18 protein-coding genes are annotated in these 22,315 nt (G+C 49.2%); 10 read left to right on the top strand and 8 right to left on the bottom strand.

Annotated features, from left to right (window positions below; all coding sequences use genetic code 11):
* Nucleotides 1–92: 92 nt before the first annotated feature.
* From BLT51_RS08145 to BLT51_RS08105, 9 genes are all read left to right on the top strand, one after another.
* The gene (locus BLT51_RS08145; RefSeq protein WP_091282056.1) at nt 93–2,000 is read left to right on the top strand and encodes an HAD family acid phosphatase; all 1,908 of its coding nucleotides are present in this window, start codon (nt 93–95) and stop codon (nt 1,998–2,000) included.
* A gap of 184 nt (nt 2,001–2,184) precedes the next feature.
* A complete protein-coding gene (locus BLT51_RS09160) occupies nt 2,185–2,367 on the top strand; it encodes a hypothetical protein (RefSeq protein ID WP_157672976.1) in 183 nt (60 codons plus the stop codon).
* Between the two features lie 3 nt (nt 2,368–2,370).
* A complete protein-coding gene (locus BLT51_RS08135) occupies nt 2,371–3,366 on the top strand; it encodes a bifunctional riboflavin kinase/FAD synthetase (protein WP_091282054.1) in 996 nt (331 codons plus the stop codon).
* Nucleotides 3,367–3,964: 598 nt separating this feature from the next.
* Nucleotides 3,965–4,669 (top strand): ATP-binding cassette domain-containing protein, encoded by a 705-nt coding sequence (locus BLT51_RS08130; protein WP_091282051.1) that lies wholly within the window; start codon nt 3,965–3,967, stop codon nt 4,667–4,669.
* The gene (locus tag BLT51_RS08125; RefSeq protein ID WP_091282050.1) at nt 4,666–5,838 is read left to right on the top strand and encodes a DUF7224 domain-containing protein; all 1,173 of its coding nucleotides are present in this window, start codon (nt 4,666–4,668) and stop codon (nt 5,836–5,838) included. Before BLT51_RS08130 ends, BLT51_RS08125 begins: the two co-directional genes overlap by 4 nt.
* 24 nt (nt 5,839–5,862) lie before the next feature.
* Nucleotides 5,863–6,450, top strand: a complete 588-nt coding sequence (locus tag BLT51_RS09215) for a hypothetical protein (protein WP_172801345.1) — start codon at nt 5,863–5,865, stop codon at nt 6,448–6,450.
* 271 nt (nt 6,451–6,721) lie between these two features.
* Nucleotides 6,722–6,991, top strand: coding sequence for a 30S ribosomal protein S15 (gene rpsO, locus BLT51_RS08115; protein ID WP_091282045.1), 270 nt, complete (start codon nt 6,722–6,724; stop codon nt 6,989–6,991).
* A gap of 320 nt (nt 6,992–7,311) precedes the next feature.
* Nucleotides 7,312–9,693 (top strand): polyribonucleotide nucleotidyltransferase, encoded by a 2,382-nt coding sequence (locus BLT51_RS08110; RefSeq protein WP_091282044.1) that lies wholly within the window; start codon nt 7,312–7,314, stop codon nt 9,691–9,693.
* Between the two features lie 204 nt (nt 9,694–9,897).
* Nucleotides 9,898–11,208, top strand: coding sequence for a M16 family metallopeptidase (locus BLT51_RS08105; protein WP_091282041.1), 1,311 nt, complete (start codon nt 9,898–9,900; stop codon nt 11,206–11,208).
* Nucleotides 11,209–11,213: 5 nt separating this feature from the next.
* Here the strand turns inward: BLT51_RS08105 and BLT51_RS08100 are convergent, their stop codons facing one another.
* Entirely contained in the window at nt 11,214–11,795 is a 582-nt protein-coding gene (locus BLT51_RS08100) for a hypothetical protein (RefSeq protein WP_091282039.1), read from the bottom strand.
* A gap of 76 nt (nt 11,796–11,871) precedes the next feature.
* On the opposite strand from BLT51_RS08100, the gene BLT51_RS08095 reads away from it, so the two are divergent.
* Nucleotides 11,872–13,545, top strand: coding sequence for a ribonuclease J (locus BLT51_RS08095; RefSeq protein WP_172801344.1), 1,674 nt, complete (start codon nt 11,872–11,874; stop codon nt 13,543–13,545).
* Nucleotides 13,546–14,138: 593 nt separating this feature from the next.
* On the opposite strand, the gene BLT51_RS08085 is transcribed toward BLT51_RS08095, so the two are convergent.
* The 7 genes from BLT51_RS08085 to BLT51_RS08055 all read right to left on the bottom strand — a co-directional run bounded on the left by BLT51_RS08085 (nt 14,139) and on the right by BLT51_RS08055 (nt 22,245).
* On the bottom strand, nt 14,139–15,263 hold the full coding sequence (locus tag BLT51_RS08085; RefSeq protein WP_091282034.1) for an ABC transporter ATP-binding protein: 1,125 nt from the start codon (nt 15,261–15,263) through the stop codon (nt 14,139–14,141).
* Between the two features lie 47 nt (nt 15,264–15,310).
* The gene (locus BLT51_RS08080) at nt 15,311–17,101 is read right to left on the bottom strand and encodes an ABC transporter permease (RefSeq protein ID WP_172801343.1); all 1,791 of its coding nucleotides are present in this window, start codon (nt 17,099–17,101) and stop codon (nt 15,311–15,313) included.
* A 28-nt stretch (nt 17,102–17,129) separates the two neighbouring features.
* The gene (locus tag BLT51_RS08075; RefSeq protein ID WP_091282032.1) at nt 17,130–18,182 is read right to left on the bottom strand and encodes an ABC transporter substrate-binding protein; all 1,053 of its coding nucleotides are present in this window, start codon (nt 18,180–18,182) and stop codon (nt 17,130–17,132) included.
* Nucleotides 18,183–18,300: 118 nt separating this feature from the next.
* Nucleotides 18,301–19,065 (bottom strand): ABC transporter ATP-binding protein, encoded by a 765-nt coding sequence (locus tag BLT51_RS08070; protein ID WP_091282030.1) that lies wholly within the window; start codon nt 19,063–19,065, stop codon nt 18,301–18,303.
* Between the two features lie 5 nt (nt 19,066–19,070).
* Nucleotides 19,071–20,063: an ABC transporter substrate-binding protein gene (locus tag BLT51_RS08065; protein ID WP_091282028.1), complete on the bottom strand. Its 993-nt coding sequence runs from the start codon at nt 20,061–20,063 to the stop codon at nt 19,071–19,073.
* 18 nt (nt 20,064–20,081) lie between these two features.
* Nucleotides 20,082–21,110, bottom strand: a complete 1,029-nt coding sequence (locus tag BLT51_RS08060; RefSeq protein ID WP_091282026.1) for a FecCD family ABC transporter permease — start codon at nt 21,108–21,110, stop codon at nt 20,082–20,084.
* A 7-nt stretch (nt 21,111–21,117) separates the two neighbouring features.
* Nucleotides 21,118–22,245: a prolyl oligopeptidase family serine peptidase gene (locus BLT51_RS08055; protein WP_157672974.1), complete on the bottom strand. Its 1,128-nt coding sequence runs from the start codon at nt 22,243–22,245 to the stop codon at nt 21,118–21,120.
* Nucleotides 22,246–22,315: the final 70 nt, after the last annotated feature.

Raw genomic sequence — 22,315 nt, 5'->3', positions numbered from 1 at the left:
ATTAGCGTTCGGCACCGGGATATGAATGGGACTATTATGTACCTCTGAGCACATTGTGCGAGGACATTATTATTCTTCAACGAGGAGGACACGTGATCCCAGATTACTGCGTACCTGATCTTGCTAAAACAGGTATGTCAACAGGTCTATTAGCTGCACTTGCACTCGGCATGCTCATGCTGGGTGCTTTTTTAATTATCCGGAAAAAGCGCGCAGGAGTAGCCATGATGCTCCTCGTTGCCGTAGTTGGGGCAATGGCTTACGCTCCGGTGCAGTCCTATGCGTCAACAGCCAAAAAATGCCCGCAAGGTTATCACTATGACGCTGCAAAAGAGAAGAAAGCTGACGCGGACAAGCCGCAGCAACAACCAGATGCCAGCAACACGGGTATCTCTCGGCCTGTCACCGACGAATCATGGATGACACCTAAAACAACCTTCACGATGAAGGCTGATGGCACAACCGGTGACATTGCTTCTGGTGAAGATATTATCAACTGGGATGTCGCTAAAAAGACGCTGCGTGCATACATGAATGCTTCGAAAGATGGCATAGCCGACAAGAACGATTCACCATATATTCGGGATGTTACTGCTATTGCTTCGGCGGCCGGTGATGAGGTCGCGAAAATGTGTTCTGCTGCCAAAACTGCTGGTAAGAAACCTGCTGCTGTGTTTGATTCAGATGACACCACATTGTGGACGTATGACATGGAAGATGGGGCGATGAATTTCGCTTTTACGCCTACAAAACAGCAAGCTTGGTTTGATGCTCATGAAATGCCTGCAACTCCGGGAATGGTTGACGCGGTGAAGAAAATTCACGATGCTGGATGCCAGATTATTGGGCTGACGGGTCGTAACAGTAAGCAACAATCTTACACTGTCGCTAATTTGGAGCATGCTGGATACGTAGATGCGAATGGGAAGCCACTGTTCACGAACGAGTATTTCTTTACGAAGTTTACAAAAGATGATCCAATGCCGGAGTATCTAGTTAACCAGGGACGTTGTGACATGGAAAAGAAGAAGTGCACTACTGTTCAATTTAAAGCTGGTACCCGCCAACATATTCAGGAAGACCTTGGTTACACCATTATTGGAAACTTCGGTGACCAATGGTCCGATCTGCAAGGCGGTCAAGCAGAAAAATGGGTCAAACTACCAAATGCTACCTACTATTTGCCTAGCCCAAACCTAGACGCAGACTGGGAAGCTCGCGATAAAGCTGCGGGTATGGCACCAGCTGAATCCACGTATGTTGTTGCATCAGATGGGTCTTCCGGAGCGCGTCCGGGCGTGAAAGACTCCGATATTCCAAATATGGATATTGTTAAGTCGACCTTGCGTCATTACTATTCAGCGCATAAGGATGCCGAGCTGGGTCAATATGTTTCTAGCAAAGAAACGTCACCATACATCAGCGAACTGAAGGCGGTCACGGATAAAGCTCGCGGTGAGGTCGTCGAGCGCTGCCAGACTGCTGTTGCGCATGGGGAAAAGCCAGCTATCACGCTGGATGCTGATGACACGACGCTGTGGACCTATGACATGGAAGAATGGATGGAGTTCGCGTTCTCACCAGCAAAGCAGATTGATTACCTCAAGACGAACTACCATGCACTTCCAGCAACACCTGGAATGGCGGAACTAGTTTCTGCTGCTAAGGAAGCGGGCTGTGAAATTATTGGTCTCAATGGACGTTCCGATGATCTAAAAGAGATAACTCAGCGGAACATGACGGAAGTTGGATATCCAGCTATTGATCCGAGCATCTACTTCACGAAGAAGACATCCAAGGCTGCTGAACTTCCGCAGTGGGTTACGTGTGCTAAGGAAAAGTGCACTACTATCGAGTTCAAATCCTCAGTTCGTAAGCATATCGAGAATGACTTAGGTTATCGCATCGTCGGTAATTTTGGCGATCAATACTCTGATCTGATTGGGGGATACGCTGACGCCCACTACAAGCTCCCTAATCCTACATATTATTTGCCATGAATTAACGGTGAACTGAGGGGGCAGAATAGATGATATCTATCCTGCCCCCTTTTTTCTACGGATGTTGTGCCAAAATCTTGGCAATAACGCAAACCTAGGTATATATGGACGAGGTTTGCGCTATTACCGAATTTTCGGCACACCACCTAACCTATTGTCAACCGGCCGTATTATCATGGTGCCCATGACTGAAGAGAAAAAGGGCTGCGGTTGCGGCGGTAAGAAAGCAGCAACAGCTGGTCAGCACAGTGGGTGTGGTTGTGGCGGCAAGGGCCGTCATCATGGAATTCGCACTGAGAACACCCCAGCCTCTGCGCCGGATGATGTCTCGCAGGGTCGTAAACAATTAGGATTGCGTGGAATTTAACCGATGCAAATTTGGCATAGTGCAATCGATATTCCGTGCGATATCGGCACGACAGTTGTGACTATTGGTATTTTCGACGGTGTGCATAAGGGGCACCAGGTAGTGGTGCAAGAAACTGTCCGGCAAGCCCGTCAGCGTGGTCTGAAAGCAGTCGCATTAACTTTTGATCCGCATCCGCGTCTCGTTCATAATCCAGATACTCCCTTACCGTTGATTACGTCTCTTGCTGATCGCTTAGAACGATTAGAAGCGGCTGGGATTGATGCGGTTTTTGTTCAACATTACACGCTGGACTACGCGCGCCAGAGTCCACAAGAATTTGTTGACCAGCAACTTGTAGACATGTTGCATGCTGGGGTGGTTGTAGCTGGAGAAGATGTACGGTTTGGGCGTAATAACTCAGGCGACGGTGATTTTCTGCGTTCCTATGGGCGTAACCACGATTTAACCGCGATTATTTTGGATGATGTTTGTGATTTGCATGATGGTAGACGGTGGTCCTCTACATGGGTGCGTGATCTACTGCGTGCCGGTGATGTTCGGCAAGCAACGCAAGTACTGGGCCGACCACACCGGATTCGTGGCGTAGTTGAGCATGGTTTTAAGCGCGGTCGTCAGCTTGGCTTTCCGACGGCGAATCTGCCGGGCGTAGGCGTTGGCGAAATACCGGCTGATGGTGTTTATGCTGGCTGGCTGGTGCGTACCATTCCAGAAACGAAGGCAACGGAACATTTGCCGGCTGCAATTTCTATTGGAACTAATCCGCAATTTGATGGTGTTGAACGCACAGTAGAGGCCCACGTACTAGGGCGAAGTGATCTTAACCTTTATGGGGAAGAAGTCGCGATCGATTTTATCGACTATGTGCGCCCCATGATGAGCTTTTCTGATGTTAATGAGCTGCTCTGCCAAATGGATAATGATTTGCGGTCCACCGCGGACATCTTGTCCGTGCCAGTGGCGGGACGAGTCGATCCAGATTCGGTGACGGCGAGCTAAACTGTCTACGATGATTTAACGATGACTTTCAGTGAAGTTATTTACCGGTCATTCACATACAATAATTTATGTTGCGATCTACTTAATTGTGTTGTGTACAACATATTTTCTTCCTATAATGAGAGAACGATGAGTTATCCATATGAGGGGATGTGAGCGTTTTGCGTCGTTTAACTAAATAATTACAGTTTTTTATTAGCTGTCGTTGGTATGCCAGTAGCATATGCTGAAGGAAGCTGGAGTTCTTATATGACAGGTGTTCTTACGGGTTTTAATTCGAGAACATGGCAGGATCAGAATATTGATTCAACTAGCACAAGCATTACATTTTCCGGATGTACCAACAATATTAATCCATACCATGGTGTCAACGCAGAAGTACAGCTAACTCGAGAAACGCCTTTTTATCAACCAGATGAGTCGCAAGGCAGGCGTTCTCTTAACTGTGGTGGATCGGATACTAAATACTGGGGACGTTCTCCTGCTGGAAGCTATCACTTTACACTTACTGGAGTTAACGGGAGTGAATACGGTGCGATTTCAGTTCGTAATGTAAGCGTAAATTACTGATCCGCTAGAACGAGAGATACATTAGGTAATGATTTTTATCGACAATCTAGTTTTTTCGTACCGCAATAAATCTTTGTTTTCCAAGTTGTCGATTGAGATTCATCCTGGGCGAACAGTGTTAGTTGGTCCTAATGGGGCTGGAAAAACAACATTGATGGCGCTTCTTTCTGGGAAGTTGCAGATGGCACACGGGAATATCAGCTGGCCAAGCGATTCTTTTTTCACCAGTTGGATGCCGCAACGAATCAAACCAATTCGTAGCTTTACAGTGCGTGAGCAGCTCTCATATATAGGGTGGTTAGAGAAGGTCGCATCTGATCAACTTTCCCAGCAAATTCAGGAAGTACTTACAAGTGTCAATCTTCTTCGGCAGGCTGATACTCGTTCAACTAGTTTATCTGGAGGGCAATTACGTAGACTTGGATTAGCGCAAGCCTTGATTGGTGATCCTGATTTATTGATTTTAGACGAGCCAACTGCAGGTTTGGATGTAACAGAATATGAGCGGCTGCGGGATTTGCTTTTTTCGGATAGCAAACTCGCTGAATATATGCTTGTTTCCACGCATGATATTCGTGAATTGGCAGCATCCTTTGACTGGGTAATCCTTCTTCAATCTGGAGAAGTGAAATTTAGCGGGAGTGTTCCAGAGTTTTTAGAACTGACCCCACACTTAGATCCAGTTGAATCCTATTATGTTGCAACGGGAACTGACTGGAGACAAACGCAATGATTAGCGCCTTGTGGCGTCAGCGACGACGAGAGCCAATTTTATTCCTTAGCCCACTGCTCATTGTGTTGGCAACGATCCATTTTTCTGCTGCTCCACACGGTGAAAGCGCATTGCCACTGCAAGGATGGTCGCTTGGCTTGTCGATTGTCTTTATCGTTGGGCCGGTGGTGGCAAGCTGTGTTGCGTATTCGGTTGGACGGCTTAAAGATGCAGATATTCTCGCCGCACATTGGCCTAGGCATCTCGCCTCAATTATTTCCCAATCTATTGTTATTCCAGCTACCGTTGGGTGGTTGGTCATCATGGGATGCGGATTGGTGATGTCTGGCTTTTCGATACCTGATATGAGGCTTGTCCTAGTTGTCACAGGTGCATTGGGCCAGATGCTTGCTTTGGGAGTTATTGCGGCAGTTTTGTTGCCTTCTATTGTCGCTACACCTACAGTTTTGGTTATCGGTTACCTGTGGATGGTGTTACCAATGGCGTTTGAACCATTGTGGTTGCGGCATCTCAATGGCTATTGGCCAACGTGCTGTATGGCGGATCAAGTCCCGGCTTGGCAGGGTGTTATCGGAGTTTTATTAGTTGCTTGCAGTTTGTGGGCAATAGTTGTGGCAGCTTTTTTGACTAAAGTGGTTAAAAAAGCTGTATTCGTAATGATAGGAATCATTATTTTTTTTGGTGGATTATTCTCGGTGAGTACTCTAGGAGCTTTTCCAGTGGTCTTTCGCGGGGCAGAAACAGTGTGCAAACCAGTGGGTGATGGCGGTGAACTGTGTTTGTTCCCAGAACACGAGCCTCAGCGTGAACAAGTGATGCAAGTTATTGAATCAGTAATGCCTGCATGGAGTGATCTAGTACCAATCGGGCAGGTACGTTACTCGGAGGCGCATTCCCAAGTCTCCATAAGCAGTTACTTTCCCGAAGGTATTTCGCGCGAAAATATAGTATCTACATTAGCTGTGGCACATTTGCCTGAAGTCCCTGATTGTGGTAATCGTCCTTATGAGAATGGGATATTCTATGAAGAAGCTTGGCAGATATTAATGGCTAAGGGTGGGATTCTTGTTGATAATGAATCTGTAACTGAGCGTGTAGCGACGACGAGTGACCAAGAATTACGTGAGTGGTTTGCCCAGACAGTCGCTCAGATTAAGCAGTGTTCTTAGTGGGCGTTAGTAACAGGGCGCGATATGAAACTTTATATCAAATCTCGGTTTAGTGTACCGGCAGTGTGGATATTCGCTGTTCTATTAATGTCTATAATTGTGTTAGGGAAAAACCATGTTTTTTTACCAAGTTTTCTTGGGGTGTTAACACGCTCTACACCAGTTGCTGTAATTATCGCATGTGCATTAGCAACTTTGTTTCTTGTTGTTTTGGGTCAAAGTGACCCGTTTATAGAATATCGTTCGGCGCGGAAAATTCCTTGGATCGATAGTGTTTTCATCAGTACGCTCACGCTAATATGCTTTGCTTTGGCAGGAGGTGTACATGGGATATCACTGGCATTACCAGTTCTACGATCACTTTGTGGTTTTACCGGGGCCGGTCTGCTGGCGGGGGCGCTGATATATTATCGACTAGGCGTTTTCTTACCGAGTATTTTGTTCGTCATCTTCACACTTGTTGGTTCTCACCCAGGTGGTAGTGGATATGTGTGGGCATTTGCTATAGCGCCAGCGTCGTCGATTATTTCTTATGCAATTGCCGCTATTGTGTATATTACTGGTGTGTGGGCGTGGATATATCACTATCCGGTAGCGTCTATACCGAGATAAAAGGTCTGGACTAGCGAACTAGATAAGTTTTGGAACTATATCGTTTCGTGTACTTGAATTATGGGCTTTTCTCGGCAAAGATTTTTTAGTCCTCATATTTTGGATATAACGTTGTTGCCTGAATCTTGAGGTACTCAATCTCACAGTGCTCAATTCGGGCAGAATTTCAAGCCGTGGTAGAATCGAACAGCCGTTGGATCGGCCACGGAGTGTCATCGCTCGAGAGAACAAGCCTCGGGCTCCGTGCAACAAGGATAAAAGGAGTGATCGTATGGCTCTATCTGCAGAGCGTAAGAACGAAATCATCAAGGAATACGCAACTCATGAAGGTGACACCGGTTCTCCGGAGGTCCAGGTTGCACTTCTCTCCGCCCGCATCAAGGAATTGACAGAGCACTTCCGCACTCACAAGCATGATCACCACTCACGTCGTGGTCTGATGCTTCTCATTGGTAAGCGCAAGCGCCTCCTCGGCTACTTGGCTGCTGAAGATATCGAGCGTTACCGCTCCCTTATTGCACGTCTCGGCTTGCGTCGCTGACGTGAAAATATCGGCCCGGCCGTCATGGTTCGGGCCGATAAGTTTATGTGCGCCTTTCACAACATTAAGGCAGATAATCGCGTAATATAGATTATGTAACTGGCGGCCCCGTCGTCGTCACTACGTATAAAACGTCCAGTTTTATACACGGCGCCAAGCGCCTACGGAAAACCGCGTACCTCGCTGGTACGCATCGAAGATAAAGAAGCTGCCCGCGAGGTTCGGTCCTCGGTTGTGGTGAACGGAAACTAGCAGAAGCTAGGTAGTCCGTTCATGAGAATCGATGACCGTACCAGGGCGATAACCGTAAAGGAGATCCCATGGAGGGTCCAGACGTAAAATTTGCTGAAGCCGTTATTGATAACGGAAAATTCGGCACCCGCACCATTCGTTTTGAAACCGGCCTATTGGCCCGTCAAGCTGCTGGTTGCGCACTTGCATACTTAGATGGTGAAACCACCATTCTCTCGGCAACCGCTGTATCAAGCCAGCCGAAGGAACATTTCGACTTCTTCCCACTCACCGTCGATGTGGAAGAGCGTTCATACGCAGCCGGTCGTATCCCAGGATCGTTCTTCCGTCGCGAAGGCCGTCCAACTACTGACGCTATTTTGGCTGCCCGCCTCATTGACCGCCCATTGCGCCCAGCCTTCGTTAAAGGCTTGCGCAACGAGGTTCAAGTCGTAGCGACTATCCTTACCATTCACCCAGATGACGCTTACGACGTCGTAGCAATCAACGCTGCGTCAATGTCCACCCAGCTTTCGGGTCTACCATTCTCCGGTCCAATCGGAGGCGTTCGCCTTGCTCTTATTGACGGTCAGTGGGTAGCATTCCCACGCTGGTCTGAACTTCCACGCGCGACTTTTGTCATGGTTGTTGCTGGACGTATTGTGGGCGACGACGTCGCCATTATGATGGTCGAAGCAGAAGGTGGCGAAAATGCCATCGAGAACATTGCTAAGGGTGGCGTGAAGCCAACTGAAGAAGTTGTTGCTCAGGGCCTCGAAGCAGCAAAGTCGTTCATTCGCGTGTTGTGTGAAGCTCAGGCAGAATTAGCCGCCCAGGCAGCTAAGCCAACCGAAGAATACCCACTCTTCCCATCGTACGAAGATGCTGAATACGATGCTGTTGCTGGTAAGCTCGGCAACCGGTTCGAAGAGCTATGGGGTATCGTTGATAAGCATGAACGTGACGATGCATTGAATGCGTTGACTGAAGACATCGTCGAATCCCTCATCGAGGAATTCCCAGAGCGCGAGCAAGCACTTGCCTTGGCAGTTAATGCTCACTGGAAGAAGGCTATGCGTGAGCGCGTCCTGACCACCGGTGAACGCATGGACGGCCGTACCCCACTCGAAATCCGTACCATTACAGCTGAGTCTGGCATTTTGCCACGAGTTCATGGTTCGGCGCTCTTCCAGCGCGGTGAAACCCAGATCATGGGCGTCACCACCTTGAACATGCTCAAGATGGAACAGCAAATGGATAACCTTTCTCCGGTTACCTCCAAGCGCTACATTCACCACTACAACTTCCCACCATACTCAACTGGTGAGACCGGTCGCGTTGGCACACCAAAGCGCCGCGAAATCGGTCACGGAATGCTCGCTGAGCGTGCACTTGTTCCAGTGTTGCCGTCGCGTGATGAGTTCCCATACGCTATCCGCCAGGTCTCCGAAGCTCTCGGTTCGAACGGTTCAACCTCTATGGGTTCGGTCTGTGCATCAACTATTTCGCTGATGAACGCAGGCGTTCCGTTGCGGGCAGCTGTTGCTGGCATCGCTATGGGCCTCGTTTCTGGCGAGATCGACGGCGAACAGCGTTACGTTGCGTTGACTGACATCCTCGGTGCAGAAGACGCATTGGGCGATATGGACTTCAAGGTTGCTGGTACCCGTGACTTCGTGACTGCGTTGCAGCTTGACACCAAGCTTGATGGTATTCCGGCTGAAGTTTTGGCTGGCGCACTTGGCCAGGCACATGATGCCCGGCAGGCAATCCTCGATCTGATCGAAGAAGCTGTTCCGGAACCAGAAGAAATGGCACAGACTGCACCACGCATCATTTCCGTGAAGATCCCAGTAGACAAGATCGGCGAGGTCATCGGACCGAAAGGCAAGATGATTAACCAGATCCAAGAAGATACTGGTGCAGATATCACGATTGAAGACGATGGCACAGTGTTCATTGGTGCGACCAACGGAACCTCCGCTGAAGCTGCTCGTCAGACGATCAACCAGATCGCTAACCCAACCATGCCAGAAGTTGGTGAGCGTTTCGTTGGAACCGTTGTCAAGACAACGACCTTCGGCGCATTCATCTCCTTGGCTCCAGGCAAGGACGGTCTGCTCCACATTTCGCAGATCCGTCGCCTCGTCGGCGGCAAGCGCGTTGAGAACGTCGAAGACGTCCTGAACGTAGGCGATAAGGTTGAGGTTGAACTCGCTGAGATTGATCAGCGTGGAAAGCTTTCCCTTCATGCCGTTCTGACCGAAGAACAGCTCGAAGCTGAAAAGGCTGCCGAAGCCGAATTTAAGGCCAAGCGCGCGGAGCGTGGCGAACGCGGCGAGCGTTCAGATCGTGGCGAGCGTCGGGACCGTTCGGACCGTGGTGAGCGTCGCGAGCGTCGCCCACGTCGTCGGACCCGTAAGGTCGAAGAATCGGCAGATTCAGCTCCGTCAGCAGAATCAGCTGAGTGATTAACTAACTCATAGAGCGGGACAAGACTTCGGTCTTGTCCCGCTTTGTAGTATCTGTATACAAAGGATGCTCGCTAATAACTGCCTTCCCAGTGACAGTCAGAACAGTCTTACGAGCCGTTACCTGTGACGATGCAGTAAGATAGGGAATTGCCGTGTGTAACTGTGTGTACACCGGCGAATTGCTCACATTAGGAGGAATGTATGACCTTCACAACCGTCAACTTGCCGATGGATACCTATGAAACGCTGACTTTTGTAGAAGATGGCATCGTTGGACAACGAACGATTTTGCCTGGCGGGGTACGAGTACTGACTGAAAAAGTACCAGGCCAACGTTCGGTGTCGGCAGGGTTTTGGGTGAGTGCCGGCTCGCGTGACGAGCTACTAGGGCAGGAAGGCTCCACACACTTTTTAGAGCATATGCTGTTTAAAGGAACTGACACGCAAAGTGCTACAGATATTTCTGCTCTTGGTGATTTCCTTGGTGGAACGCTCAATGCTGCTACTGCACGTCAATATACTTCCTACTATGGACGTGTTTTTGCGTCGGATCTTCCGCAGCTGATGGAGTTACTGATCGATATGCTCACTCGGTCTACGCTCGACGCGGGAGAGATGGAAACCGAACGCGGAGTGATTTTAGAAGAATTAGCCGCTTCGGAAGACGATGTCACTGATGTTGCCGAACACGCACTACTGCCGTTGGTGATGGGCGACCATCCGCTAGCACGTCCGGTTGGTGGCACGCCACAAACCGTGTCTGGGTTGCGTCATAGTGACATGCTCGATCACTATCACCGGAACTACCAGCCACAGGAGATTATTTTTACCGCCGTTGGCGATGTTGACCATCGTGATTTCTGCGAACTTGTGCAGGCATTGTTGTTGGGAAGTGGTTGGATTCTTGACGACGGCGTTCTGCCGGCTCCTCGCCGGCGAGTTGCTGATATTTCTTATCCGACGATCGGGCAGGACGTACGCATAACTCGTCCGGGACGGCAGACCGCGGTAGCTCTTGCTTGGCCAGGTTTGACTATCGACGACGAACGCGAGCACACGGCTATGGCTCTAGAACTGATTCTTGGTGGTGGTCCGTCGTCGAGGCTATTCCAAGAGGTTCGTGAAAAGCGCGGGTTGGCATACTCAACCTACGCTTGGCAGATGAATTCAGCCGAAGGCGGTGCGTTCTTCTTGGAAGCTCAATGCCAGCCAGAAAATGCTGACGATGTGGCGGCAATTATGACCCAATGCCTAGAAGATATTGCGCATGGGGGAGTATCTCAACAAGAAATGTTGACGGCATTTAATCAACGCCGCGCTCAGCTTGTTTTCTCAGCTGAAGCGAATGGTTTTAGACGGTCACGGCTAGGACAATCTGAGATTTTCCGTGGCGATATTTGGTCTATCGAGCATTCGCTCGAAGCCTCACGCCGGGTGACAGCTGATCAAGTACAGCAGCTGGCTCTCGATATTCTTAGCCAGCCTCGGTCCTCAGCTATCGTTGGACCATAACGTAACTACAATAACGCCCACCACAAGAACTCGGCCACCTCGCCGCCATCGATCTGTGCCACGCGGCGGAGCGGGCGCGCTCTGAATCCGGTCTGAGTAAGTAGGTTTGTCATTTTGTCATGCCCGGCGATGACCCATATGTGGATCTCGGTTGCCCCAGCGTTCTTGGCGATATCAGTTAGTGCAGCTAGCATTCGAGGCTCGTGCTGTTGGGTTGCAAACCGGGACGGCACATCGAAGGCTTGAATCTCAAACGCAATCCGTTGTTCACCGGTTTCTACATCACGGCCGTCGGGATCGTCGTCGTTCAGAATAACCGGATCAGCTGGTGCCAGCACGGCCAAACCCTCAACGTGTTCATTCGCGTCAGCCACGAGTACGTGACATCCTGGGATCGCCGGGCGCGATAACGTATCGGTCCACACGGAGGCTAGCGAGCCGACGTCGAGCATCATGCGGACTCCAACCCCAGGTGTTCGCTCTAAACCGGCACTAATCGCTTCGAACATTGCTTCGGATTGGACTCGACCGATAGCTAACGCATCTTGAGGGAGTGCCGGACGTACTGATAATTTATCGCTACTCACGTACCTATTGTCTCAACTTCGTTCAGAGTTAGCGACCCGGTTCTGCCAAGGAGAGCAATCAGCTACAATAGGTAGTGTGAATGAACTATTGCCTCCAGAACTTCAGCCGGACACGGTACGCATTGTCCCGCTTGGTGGAATCGGCGAAATTGGCCGAAATATGACTGTCTTTGAACTTAACGGGCGCCTGCTCATCGTCGATTGTGGCGTACTGTTCCCCGAAGAATCCCAACCAGGTGTAGACCTTATCCTCCCAGACTTTGACTACATCAAAGACCGGATGGACGACGTTGACGCTATTATTCTTACCCATGGACATGAAGACCATATCGGGGCAGTGCCGTATTTGTTGCGGTTGCGTAAGGATATTCCGATTATCGGATCGGAACTTACGATTGCGCTAATCGAGGCCAAGCTTGCTGAACATCGGATTAAGCCATACGTCATGGTTGTCCAAGAAGGCGATGTGGAAAAGATCGGCCCATTCGAATGCGAATTTGTGGCCGTTAACCACTCGATTCCTGATGCGCTGGCGGTGGCAATACGTTCGGTGGCTGGAACTATTTTGCATACTGGTGATTTTAAGATGGATCAGTTGCCACTCGACGGGCGGATTACTGACCTGCGCACTTTTGCCCGGCTCGCCGATGAAGGTATCGACCTATTCATGGTGGACTCCACCAATGCAGAAGTACCCGGGTTTGTCCGTTCCGAAGGCGAAATCGGGCCGGTGTTAGAGAGCGTTTTTGCTCAAGCAACTGGGCAGATCGTGGTCGCGTCTTTTGCTTCGCACGTCCACCGGGTACAACAAGTGTTCAATGCAGCCGCCAAGTTTGGCCGCAAAGTGTGTTTCGTTGGCCGATCTATGGTGCGCAATATGGGCATCGCTGAAGAACTTGGCTATCTCAACGTTCCAGATGGCGTATTGGTAGATCTGAAGAATGCACCTTCGGTTCCGCCGGAAAAGATTGTGTATATGTCAACTGGTTCGCAAGGCGAGCCGATGGCTGTGCTCTCGAGAATTGCCAGTGGAACACATAAGTCGATTGCGGTTGGACCAAACGATACCGTCATTTTCGCTTCCTCGATGATTCCGGGTAACGAAAACTCTGTATTCCGATTGATCAACGGGTTAACGAAGTTGGGTGCTCGCGTCGTCCATCAGGGCAACGCTAAGGTACACGTTTCTGGTCACTCCGCCCAAGGCGAATTGCTGTACTGCTACAACATTGTTGAGCCAGAATATGTGATGCCTGTACACGGCGAACCACGCCACCTCGTTGCTAACGGTGCTATTGCTGTGAAAACTGGCGTGCCGGCGGGGAACGTGCTTTTGACTGAAGATGGTTCCGTCATTGACATGCACGATGGCAAATGTGCCATCGTTGGTGAAGTCCCGTGTGGTCACGTGTACGTTGATGGCTCATCGGTTGGCGAGATTACCGAAGCGGAACTTACTGATCGCTTGACGCTTGGCGAGGAAGGCTTTATCGCTGTCTTTGCTGTTGTGGATAGGCAAAAGCGCCGTATTATTGCTGGTCCACATATCCAAGCTCGTGGCATGGCCGAAGACGATTCAGTTTTCGATAACATTTTGCCTAAGGTCACTGAAGCATTAGAAGAAGCAATTGCTTCCGAGGGCGCAACAACCTATCAGATGCAACAAGCTATGCGGCGGGTACTAGGGCGCTGGGCTGCTAAGTCGCTTCGGCGTTCACCGATGATCATTCCAACGGTGATCGAAGCATAAGGATAAGCTTGAAAGCTGTTAGGCTAATAGTTTTTGAAGGTTGGGAACATTTACCGATGCTCCCAACCTTCTTCGTATGAGTCGTGAGAACAATGAGAACGGGGCAAAAGTTTTTATACTGAGATTAATACTATTATTAGTATTTTTTCTTTAGCTTCTGAATGCCCGCTTGATTGATCCATTCCTCGGAAAAGCCGCATCTACAACAGACATATCTATCGACTAAAACTGCGGAAAAATAAGTCAAACCTACTACTATATTGTTTCCTACGCCGTAGGCCCTTGCACTTCCGGGGACCTTGACAAGTTCATTACTGCCGCACTTTGGGTATTTGTGAGTATTTTTCACGGAAAAGTGACCTCACCAAGATCCCATTTATTTTACTATTTGGCATTATTGTAAAAACCGCGGCTGGTCCATAGGTCAAGTAACCAGTACCGTGTGCACTCAGTTTGCATTTTCGGTATGAAACTGGTGATTTCTGCGGGTTTTTGGCTGGAAATGCAAACTGGATGTACAAGAGGCGCCATAGAGGTGGCCGGGATCTGAAAATCTCAGAACCCGGCCACCAGTGGAGAGGTAATTCTAAGCATCAAGCTGCTGGCAACGCCCACGCCTTCCGTGGATCAAAGGAGATTCTCGCCCAATCACCTTCGGCAGCGATCTTGTCAATATCCGGATCGGATTCGATCACAACGATCGTGCCGGATTCGCTTTCCACTTCGTATTCAACATGGTCACCGAAGAACACGGTGGAGAGCACCCGAACTGTGCGGCCTACGATTGCGCGTGGATCGCTATCGGCAAGTCCTACCAAGCGCATCGATTCAGGCCGAACCAACACCACGGTATCGTCACTTCCAACAACAGAACTGTGAGCCGGGATTGTCAGTTCTTCCTGCAACACATTCACACGAACCTGATCAGTGCCGCGTTCCAGCACGTCACACGGCAAGAAATTCGCGCGCCCGATAAAGTCTGCCACGAAAACGGTAGCAGGGCGACGGTAAATCTCTTCCGGTGATGCTATCTGCTCGATCCGGCCGTTGTTCATCACCAATACCCGATCAGACAAGGTCATAGCTTCAGACTGATCGTGGGTCACATACAGCGAGGTGATTCCCAGCCGGCGTTGCATCTGCCGTAATTCCATACGCATGCGTTCACGGAGCTTGGCATCCAGGTTAGAGAGCGGTTCATCGAATAACAATACTTTCGGTTGCATGACGATTGCTCGGGCTAACGCCACGCGCTGTTGTTGGCCACCAGAAAGCTGAGAAGGAGCGCGGTCTTGCAAACCCGTCAAACTCATCGATGCCAACACGGCATCCACAGCAGAGTCCATCTCAGCGCGCTTCATTTTCTTGACCTTTAAGCCATATTCGATATTCTCGCGGACTGTCAGATGAGGGAAGAGCGCATAAGATTGGAACACCATAGTCATCGGCCGCTTTTCCGGTGTCACTGCCACGATGTCCTTGCCATCGAGTTCGATAACGCCAGAGGATGGTGTTTCGAAACCGGCAACCATGCGTAGTGTTGTTGTCTTTCCACAGCCAGAAGGTCCAAGTAGAGTTAAAAACTCGCCCGGCTCAATCTCAATATTTACATCATCGACAGCGCGGAAAACGCCATGATCGGTAGGGAATTCTTTGATAATATCTCGTAGAACCACGCGTCCTTGCGGGCCTGTTGCCGAAGTTGTTGTCTTATTCATGAGAGGTTTCTTTCCTAGGTTCGTGCACGTTCAGTATGAATTGACTATTATTTGTGGCTACTGTTAGGTAGCTTTTTCTTCAACTTTGTCCACCCATCGCCAAGAATCAGTTCGATAATTCCGATTACTACAATGACGATCAAGAACAACACCATTGAAAACGCGAACGCGTTTCCGAATCGGCCAGCATCAACTTCTGCCAAAATTTTCTTCGTCATAATCTGAACATCTGGAGTGGCCAAGAAAATCACGGGGGAGAGGGTTGTCATGGCCCGCGCGAACGCGTAGATCAAACCAGCCGCGAGTGCCGGCTTAATCAGCGGCAATGTGACTTTGCGGAAGGTTTTGAACGAATCAGCGCCAAGGGATGCGGAGGCTTCTTCGATAGATGGCGATATTTGTTGCAAGGTGGCGATTGCTGTTCGCTGGCCGGAGGGCACCGAACGGATGACGTAGACCATAATGATGGCAATTGCTCCACCGAAGAGTGCCGCACCGCCACCAAGAGCCGGAAGCCACATACGGCCACCAAAAATGACTGGGTTATTAAACGAAATAGCGTATCCCAAGCCGACTACAGTACCGGGTACCGCCAGACCGAGCATACCGATGAAATCAACGATTCCGCGCCCATGCTTGAGCTTTCGTACTACCAGCCATGCGATGATCATAGAAAGGAAAGCAGCGATAGGCGTTGCGATGAGCGCCATCACGGTGGTATCGAGGATTGCTTCGTTGCCGATGCCGGATAGGACGTAACGGTAGTTATCCAATGTCCAGGTGTTATCAACACCTAAAATGTTGACGAAGGATCCAATAATAACGGTGACATACAGAGTAATAATGACTACCACAACGAGCCCGACTGCGGCGAGGATTGGAATCCGCCAAGAATTATCTGTGATGAGCTTCTTCTTACCGGCTGGTTTTCCGGTAACAGTCACAGTGTTCTTTCGTCCAACCCAGTACTGCTGGATAATAAATACCAACAGTGAAGGCACAAGCAAAATCAGGGAATAAGCAGCGCCAGCAGGAATGTCGTATTCGCCGGTGAACGCGATATATGCCCGGGACGAAAGCACGGTAAAATCGCCACCGATCACTAGTGGGTTTGCCAGATCTGCGATTGCTTCAACAAACAACAACAAGAACGATGCTGCAAAACCAGGCAACATGAGTGGCAGGGTAATGCGTGTGAAAATGTTCCATTTGCTTGCTCCCAAATCCGCTGCGGCTTCTTCTAACGAAGGATCGAGAGTGGACAATAGCCCGCGGAAATTCATATAGGAAACTGGGAAGAAAGAAAGCGTGAGTACTAAGGTCATGCCTTTTAAACCGTAGATATTGAAATTATCTAGGCCCAGTAACCCGTTGGTGATGATGCCGTTGCGTCCCAGAAGAGTAATGACTGCGGTTGCAACTGCAAATGGTGGCGCAACAATCGGGATGAGTGCTAGTAGATTGAGAAGTTTCTTGCCTTTGAAGTCAAGGCGAACGTGTGCAAACGCCAACAGGAACCCGATGAGCGTTCCCGCTAATCCGACCACAACCCCGAGAACGAGAGTATTGACGATGATTTGCCGAGGGTAAGGATCGGAAACCATAGACGTTAATACTTCAAGGCCGCGTTCGCCGAGTGCCTCTGAGAAGACGCGGATTAGCGGGAACACTGTGAGGAGTAACAGAATAGAGACGACGACGATAGTAATGATTAGCGTTGGCACGTCTCGTCCATGTTTGCGTTTGTTCTGGATGGTGCGTCGGATTTCCCGCGCAGTAGCAGTTTTATCTGTGCCTGGCTGTGGCGGAACCGCTCCAACTATTGGTGCAGTGCTCATGATTTTCGTCGCTCCCTATTCGCGTAACTTATTTCGACGGCGGTGCGACGACTTCGTTATCGAACCGTTTAGTTAGTTCAGCTCGCTTTGCGCCAGCTTCGGCGAAGTCCCAAGTGAGTAGGTTGACTTCGTCAAGCTTGGTGATACGAGGATCGTCTTTGGCATCTGGATGAGTGTGTGCCTGGTAGGAACCAACCTCAGGTCCAATGTTCTGTGCTTCGGGCGAGATAGCAAAATCAACATACTTTTTCGCTAGGTCAAGATTCTTGGTGCCTTTGATGATTGCTACGCCACCGACTTCGTATCCGGTTCCATCCTTAGGTGTAGTGATAACCATGTCGCTCATACCTTGTTCTCTATAGAGAGCACAGTCATGAATGAATGAAATTCCGGTAGTTACCTCGCCACGTCCAGCTGCTTGGCCGGGCGCAGTACCAGACTTTGTGTATTGGAGAATGTTTCCAGAGAGTTTCTTCATGTAATCGATAGCTGCATCTTCGCCACCAAGTCGGAGGTTTTGTGCCCAGAGCGTGGTGTAGGCGGTACCCGAGGTTGATGGGTGGGCAGATTCGACTTGTTGAGCCAGTTCTGGTTTGAGCAGGTCGTCCCATGACTCTGGAGCGGGCAAACCGAGCTTATCAAGTTGTTTCTGGTTAGAACAGAAACCGAGCACGCCGATATAAACTCCGGTCCACGTACCTTTTTCATCCTTGTACTTCGCCGGAATCTTTTCAGCTTCTGGTGACTTATAAGGCTCTAACAAATCTTCTTCATTTGCGGCGCCGAATCCGTCTGCTGGGCCTCCGTGCCAGATATCAAATTCTGGATTCCCTTTGGTGGCGGTGAGACGAGCTACTGTTTCACCTGACGAAAGACGGACAAATTTAGTTGGAATACCAGTTTTTTCTTGGAATGTTTCGGTCCACTTTTGGCATAGCTGATCGAGTGCGCCGCAAGCGACTGTCAGGCTTCCACTACCTTCTGCTTGTTTACCTTCGTCAACTGCACATCCAGTTAGCGAAACGGCTCCTAAAGTGAGCACGGAGGCAAGTGCAAGCGATTTTTTAGTCAACGATGACATTGGTTGCTCCTTTGCATAAATCACATCATTGTGATGATTCCACAGTCTCACACATGATGCCTTTTTAGGGAGCATTTTCTGTTACAGATCGTTACAGATGTGTTACATGCACGAATATTTAGCCACGAAAGATAAATTGTTTCATTCCAGAATCGCGGACCTCTAACGTATCGATATCATATGTTTCTCTGATGGTTGAGGGCGTGAGTGCATCGGATGGCGTCCCGTAGCAGGCGACCTTTCCGTCTTTTAACACGATAACGTCATCGCAATATCGAGAGACAAGGTTGAGATCGTGAAGTACGATAACTGCGGTTGTTGATAGCTCACGTATGAGAGCCAGGATCTGATGCTGATACGTGATATCTAGATGATTCGTGGGTTCGTCAAGCACAATACACGGGCAGTCTTGGGCGAGTGCACGCGCAATGAGCACACGCTGCCGTTCACCTCCCGATAAAGAGTGGAGATAACGATCCTTCGCGTCGGACATGCCGACTAATGACAGCGCACGCTGCGCATGTGTCACGTCAACTTTGCTGTATCCTTGCATGTCTTTGCGATGCGGGGCACGGCCAAGCATAACAAGATCCCACACTCTCATACGGCTTGCGTCATATTCGAATTGAGAAACAACAGCTAACTGGGTCGAAATCTGCGAAGGCTTGAGCTTTTTAAGAGGCACATCGAATAGTCTGATTTCCCCCTCGTGTAATGGTTGTGCACCGAAGAGTGACCGTAACAACGTGGTTTTACCAGAACCATTGGGGCCCGCAATCCCCAAAATTCGGTTAGGTAAAACATTGAAAGAAACGTGGTTAAGAACTGTTCGTTCTCCGAAGCTGATGGAAGCGTTTCGTACTGAGAGAGGGAAATCAGACATGAGTGTTATTTCTTGAGCTGTTGGGCAAGATCGATAGTTCCGTAAATGGCACTAGGGGAGGCGTAGGCCATCGCAGATTCCGCATAGTAGATCCGGTTATTTTTAACTGCTTTCATATCGCCATATCCTGGAATCTTTTCAAGCCGTTTGAGCGTGCTTTCTTTGGTTGCACCGCCCATGCCCGTCAGAATGATGATCATATCTGGATCAGATTTCACGAATACTTCGGGTGCGAGCGGGCCTTGGTGTGGATGGTAGTTCGGATCGATTGCCGAATGGATACCAAGTGTTTTGTTGATATCACCAATGACACCTTGTTCTCCGTAACTAAACAAGCCATCGTCTTCGCCGAAGTAGTAGGCATAGGAGACTCGTTCTCCATGACCGGGTTGTTCGTTTTTGATTTCTGCGATGCGAGTCTGAAGATCTTGTACAGTTTTTTGTGCGGCATCTTCGGTTCCCAGTATTCTTCCAAGCTGGGTGATCTCACGAAGAATAGTTGTGAAAGATTCATCAGGGGTTTGGTCTGGGTAGAAATAGTGGCATTCTGAAGAATCAACAATCGCGGGAATTCCCTTATCGGCAACACTCGAAGGGGAGAGGCCAGCTGAATCGAAGCCTCCGCCGTACACCAAGTCTGGCTTTACACTCATAAGCCCTTCGATCGAAAGTGCGTCATCTGTGATAACTGGAATGGAATCCGCGCGCTTTCCCATCCATGATGCTGCTTGTTCGCCCCATTCGTTGGCACGCCCAATAACATTGTTCTCGCCTCCTGCGGCAAGAAGATACGCCAAACCAGTGACTCCCATAGAGACGACTTTTGTTGGAATCCTGGTTAGTGTGGTCTCTTGCCCACAGTTCTTCACTACTACCGGAGAATCGTAGGCAATAGAATCTGAAGCTTCTGCTTTTCCAGAAGGAGTGGAACACGCGCCCAAAGCTCCAACTAGAGCTAGCACGCATATTCCCGATACAAGTTTTCTGCTAGTTTTCATAAGGTATTCCTTTGATAGTTATGAGGCATATTTTTTGATAAGGATCATGAGCATAGGAGTCCCAACGATGGCGGTCAGAATTCCAATAGGAAGTTCTGCGGGGCGCAGCATAATTCGTGTACAGATGTCTGCGTTGACAACCAGAATGGCACCAAGCAAGGCAGTGAGTGGAAGTGCGCAACGAGTCATCTCTCCAACCAGTAGCTTGGCAAGATGTGGAACCACAAGTCCGATGAAACCTATTGCGCCGGTTAAGGACACGAGCACCGCGATAGTAAATGCAACGATGATAAATAAAAGATTTCGATAAAACGCTGGGTGTGTGCCTAACGCTCGAGCTGAATCGTCGCCAAGATTTAACACGTCGATTCGTCGTCCAAAAACAAAGAACAGAATGAACGCGATGCTTGTGGTGATCGATGCGATCCCGACGTCGTTCCACGAAGCTGAACCAAGTGAACCAAGCGTCCAGAACATAACCGACTTCGTTCCTGCAGCATTCTTCGCCAAAATAGCAATGAGGCTGGTGAGGGCGGAAAACAGATAGCTGACTGCCATTCCCGCAAAAATAATTCGGGTAGGGGAAGCGCCACCACCAGCCGTGGCAAGAAACGAAACCGCGGCGATTGCGATTAAAGCTCCAAAGAAGGCGCCCAGAGTGACTCCTAATGAAGCCAACAACGTGTTCGAAGCTCCCACGACGATAACGAGCGCAGCTCCGGCGGACGCGCCAGAAGAGATACCTAAAATATATGGATCGCCAAGAGGATTGCGTAAAAGAGATTGAGTTATGAGCCCGCAGATAGCGAGCCCCGCGCCGATAGTTGCTCCGAGGAGCGCGCGCGGAATTCGTATTTCGCTGATGATCTGTAAATCGACGTCTGTAGGTGAACTATCCGACGTGCCGAAGGCGTAGAAAATTCCGTCCACAGTAGAGCTGATTGAGATATCGCTTGCCCCGATCATGATGGCAAGGATCAGGCTGACACTGAGAATTATTGCGGTGACAAGGGTGATTAATAGGCGTGATTTTCTTGTGAGGAGCATAGTTTCCCTAAATATTGTTATGAAAACGGCGTGACGTCGTTTTCTCAAGGTAAGCCCATAACTCATATGTGTGTTTTATGCGGGTATCTTTATCTTTAGCGCCGTGATGGTCACCAGGGACATTATATCGTTTGTATGTAACTTGAGATCCCATTTCTGCCATTTTTTGAGCCAACTGGTCCGAATGAACTATTGGTGTTGTTTGGTCATTAACATAGCCAGAGATATAGCATGTTGAGTCTGAGGGGAGACTGTGTCGAGGATAAAAAAAGATTGGATCCTCGGATGCCATGAACCTATCCCAGTCAGCACTCTCTGGATTTCCATATTCTGTTATCCAGGAAGAACCAAATTTATTCTCTAATAAAGACTTGGTATTGGTTATAGGAACTTGACAGATAATATTTTTTACGAGATCAGGAGCATGTAGCGCTGTTATTGCTGTAAGAAGCGCGCCATGTGACATACCATGAAGGAAAGTTGTATCTGCATTACATATGTTTTCTTGGATGAGTGTCCTTACGCTATTTTCAACGTCTTTCCTAACGAGAGATCGTCCTGATCGTTGTCCAGCGGTATGCCATGCTGGACCAAACTCTCTTCCGCCACGACTGCGGACAAGGACGATATTGCCTCCTTGAGCTAGCCATAAAGCATAAATAGGGAAGGAGAAAAAAGGGTCATTGTTAATTCCAAAACCTCCATATATGTGTATTATTGTTGGCCGAGGTTGATCGAATGAACCATAGCAATCGATTGGGATTTTGGTGCCATCAACTGAAAAAGAAGAAAGTCGACGATAGTGCAATCCTTGATTGGGAACAAGGGTAGATAGGGATCCTAGAAGCTTGACTTTCCCTGAGGGGTAATCCACACTCCATATTTTTCCAGGGTCGATAAAGGAAGATGTTTGGAATAATATGTTTTTTGCTGTGTAACTTAGAACATCTATTCGGTTCCCCGCTGGGAGATCGATTCCGGTAACTAGTGCCTTAGCTGAACCTTTTGAAGAGAAAACTATTGCACAAGCGGCATCGTAGTGTCCGATATAGATAGAATTCTCATTTGAGATCGCGGACGTTAAATAACATTTTTGTGTGCCTTGAATATGTGCGCATCCATTAATTTGGCTCATCTTCCCTTTAAAGCGGGATGCGGGGTCCGAGAATGTCTCCAACGTAGCTCTTTGAGCGTTTTCATTATGT

This window comes from Arcanobacterium phocae (genome assembly GCF_900105865.1).
GTDB lineage: Bacteria > Actinomycetota > Actinomycetes > Actinomycetales > Actinomycetaceae > Arcanobacterium > Arcanobacterium phocae.
The sequence above is the reverse complement of the archived record's forward strand: the minus strand, read 5'-3'. Positions and strand labels throughout refer to the sequence as shown.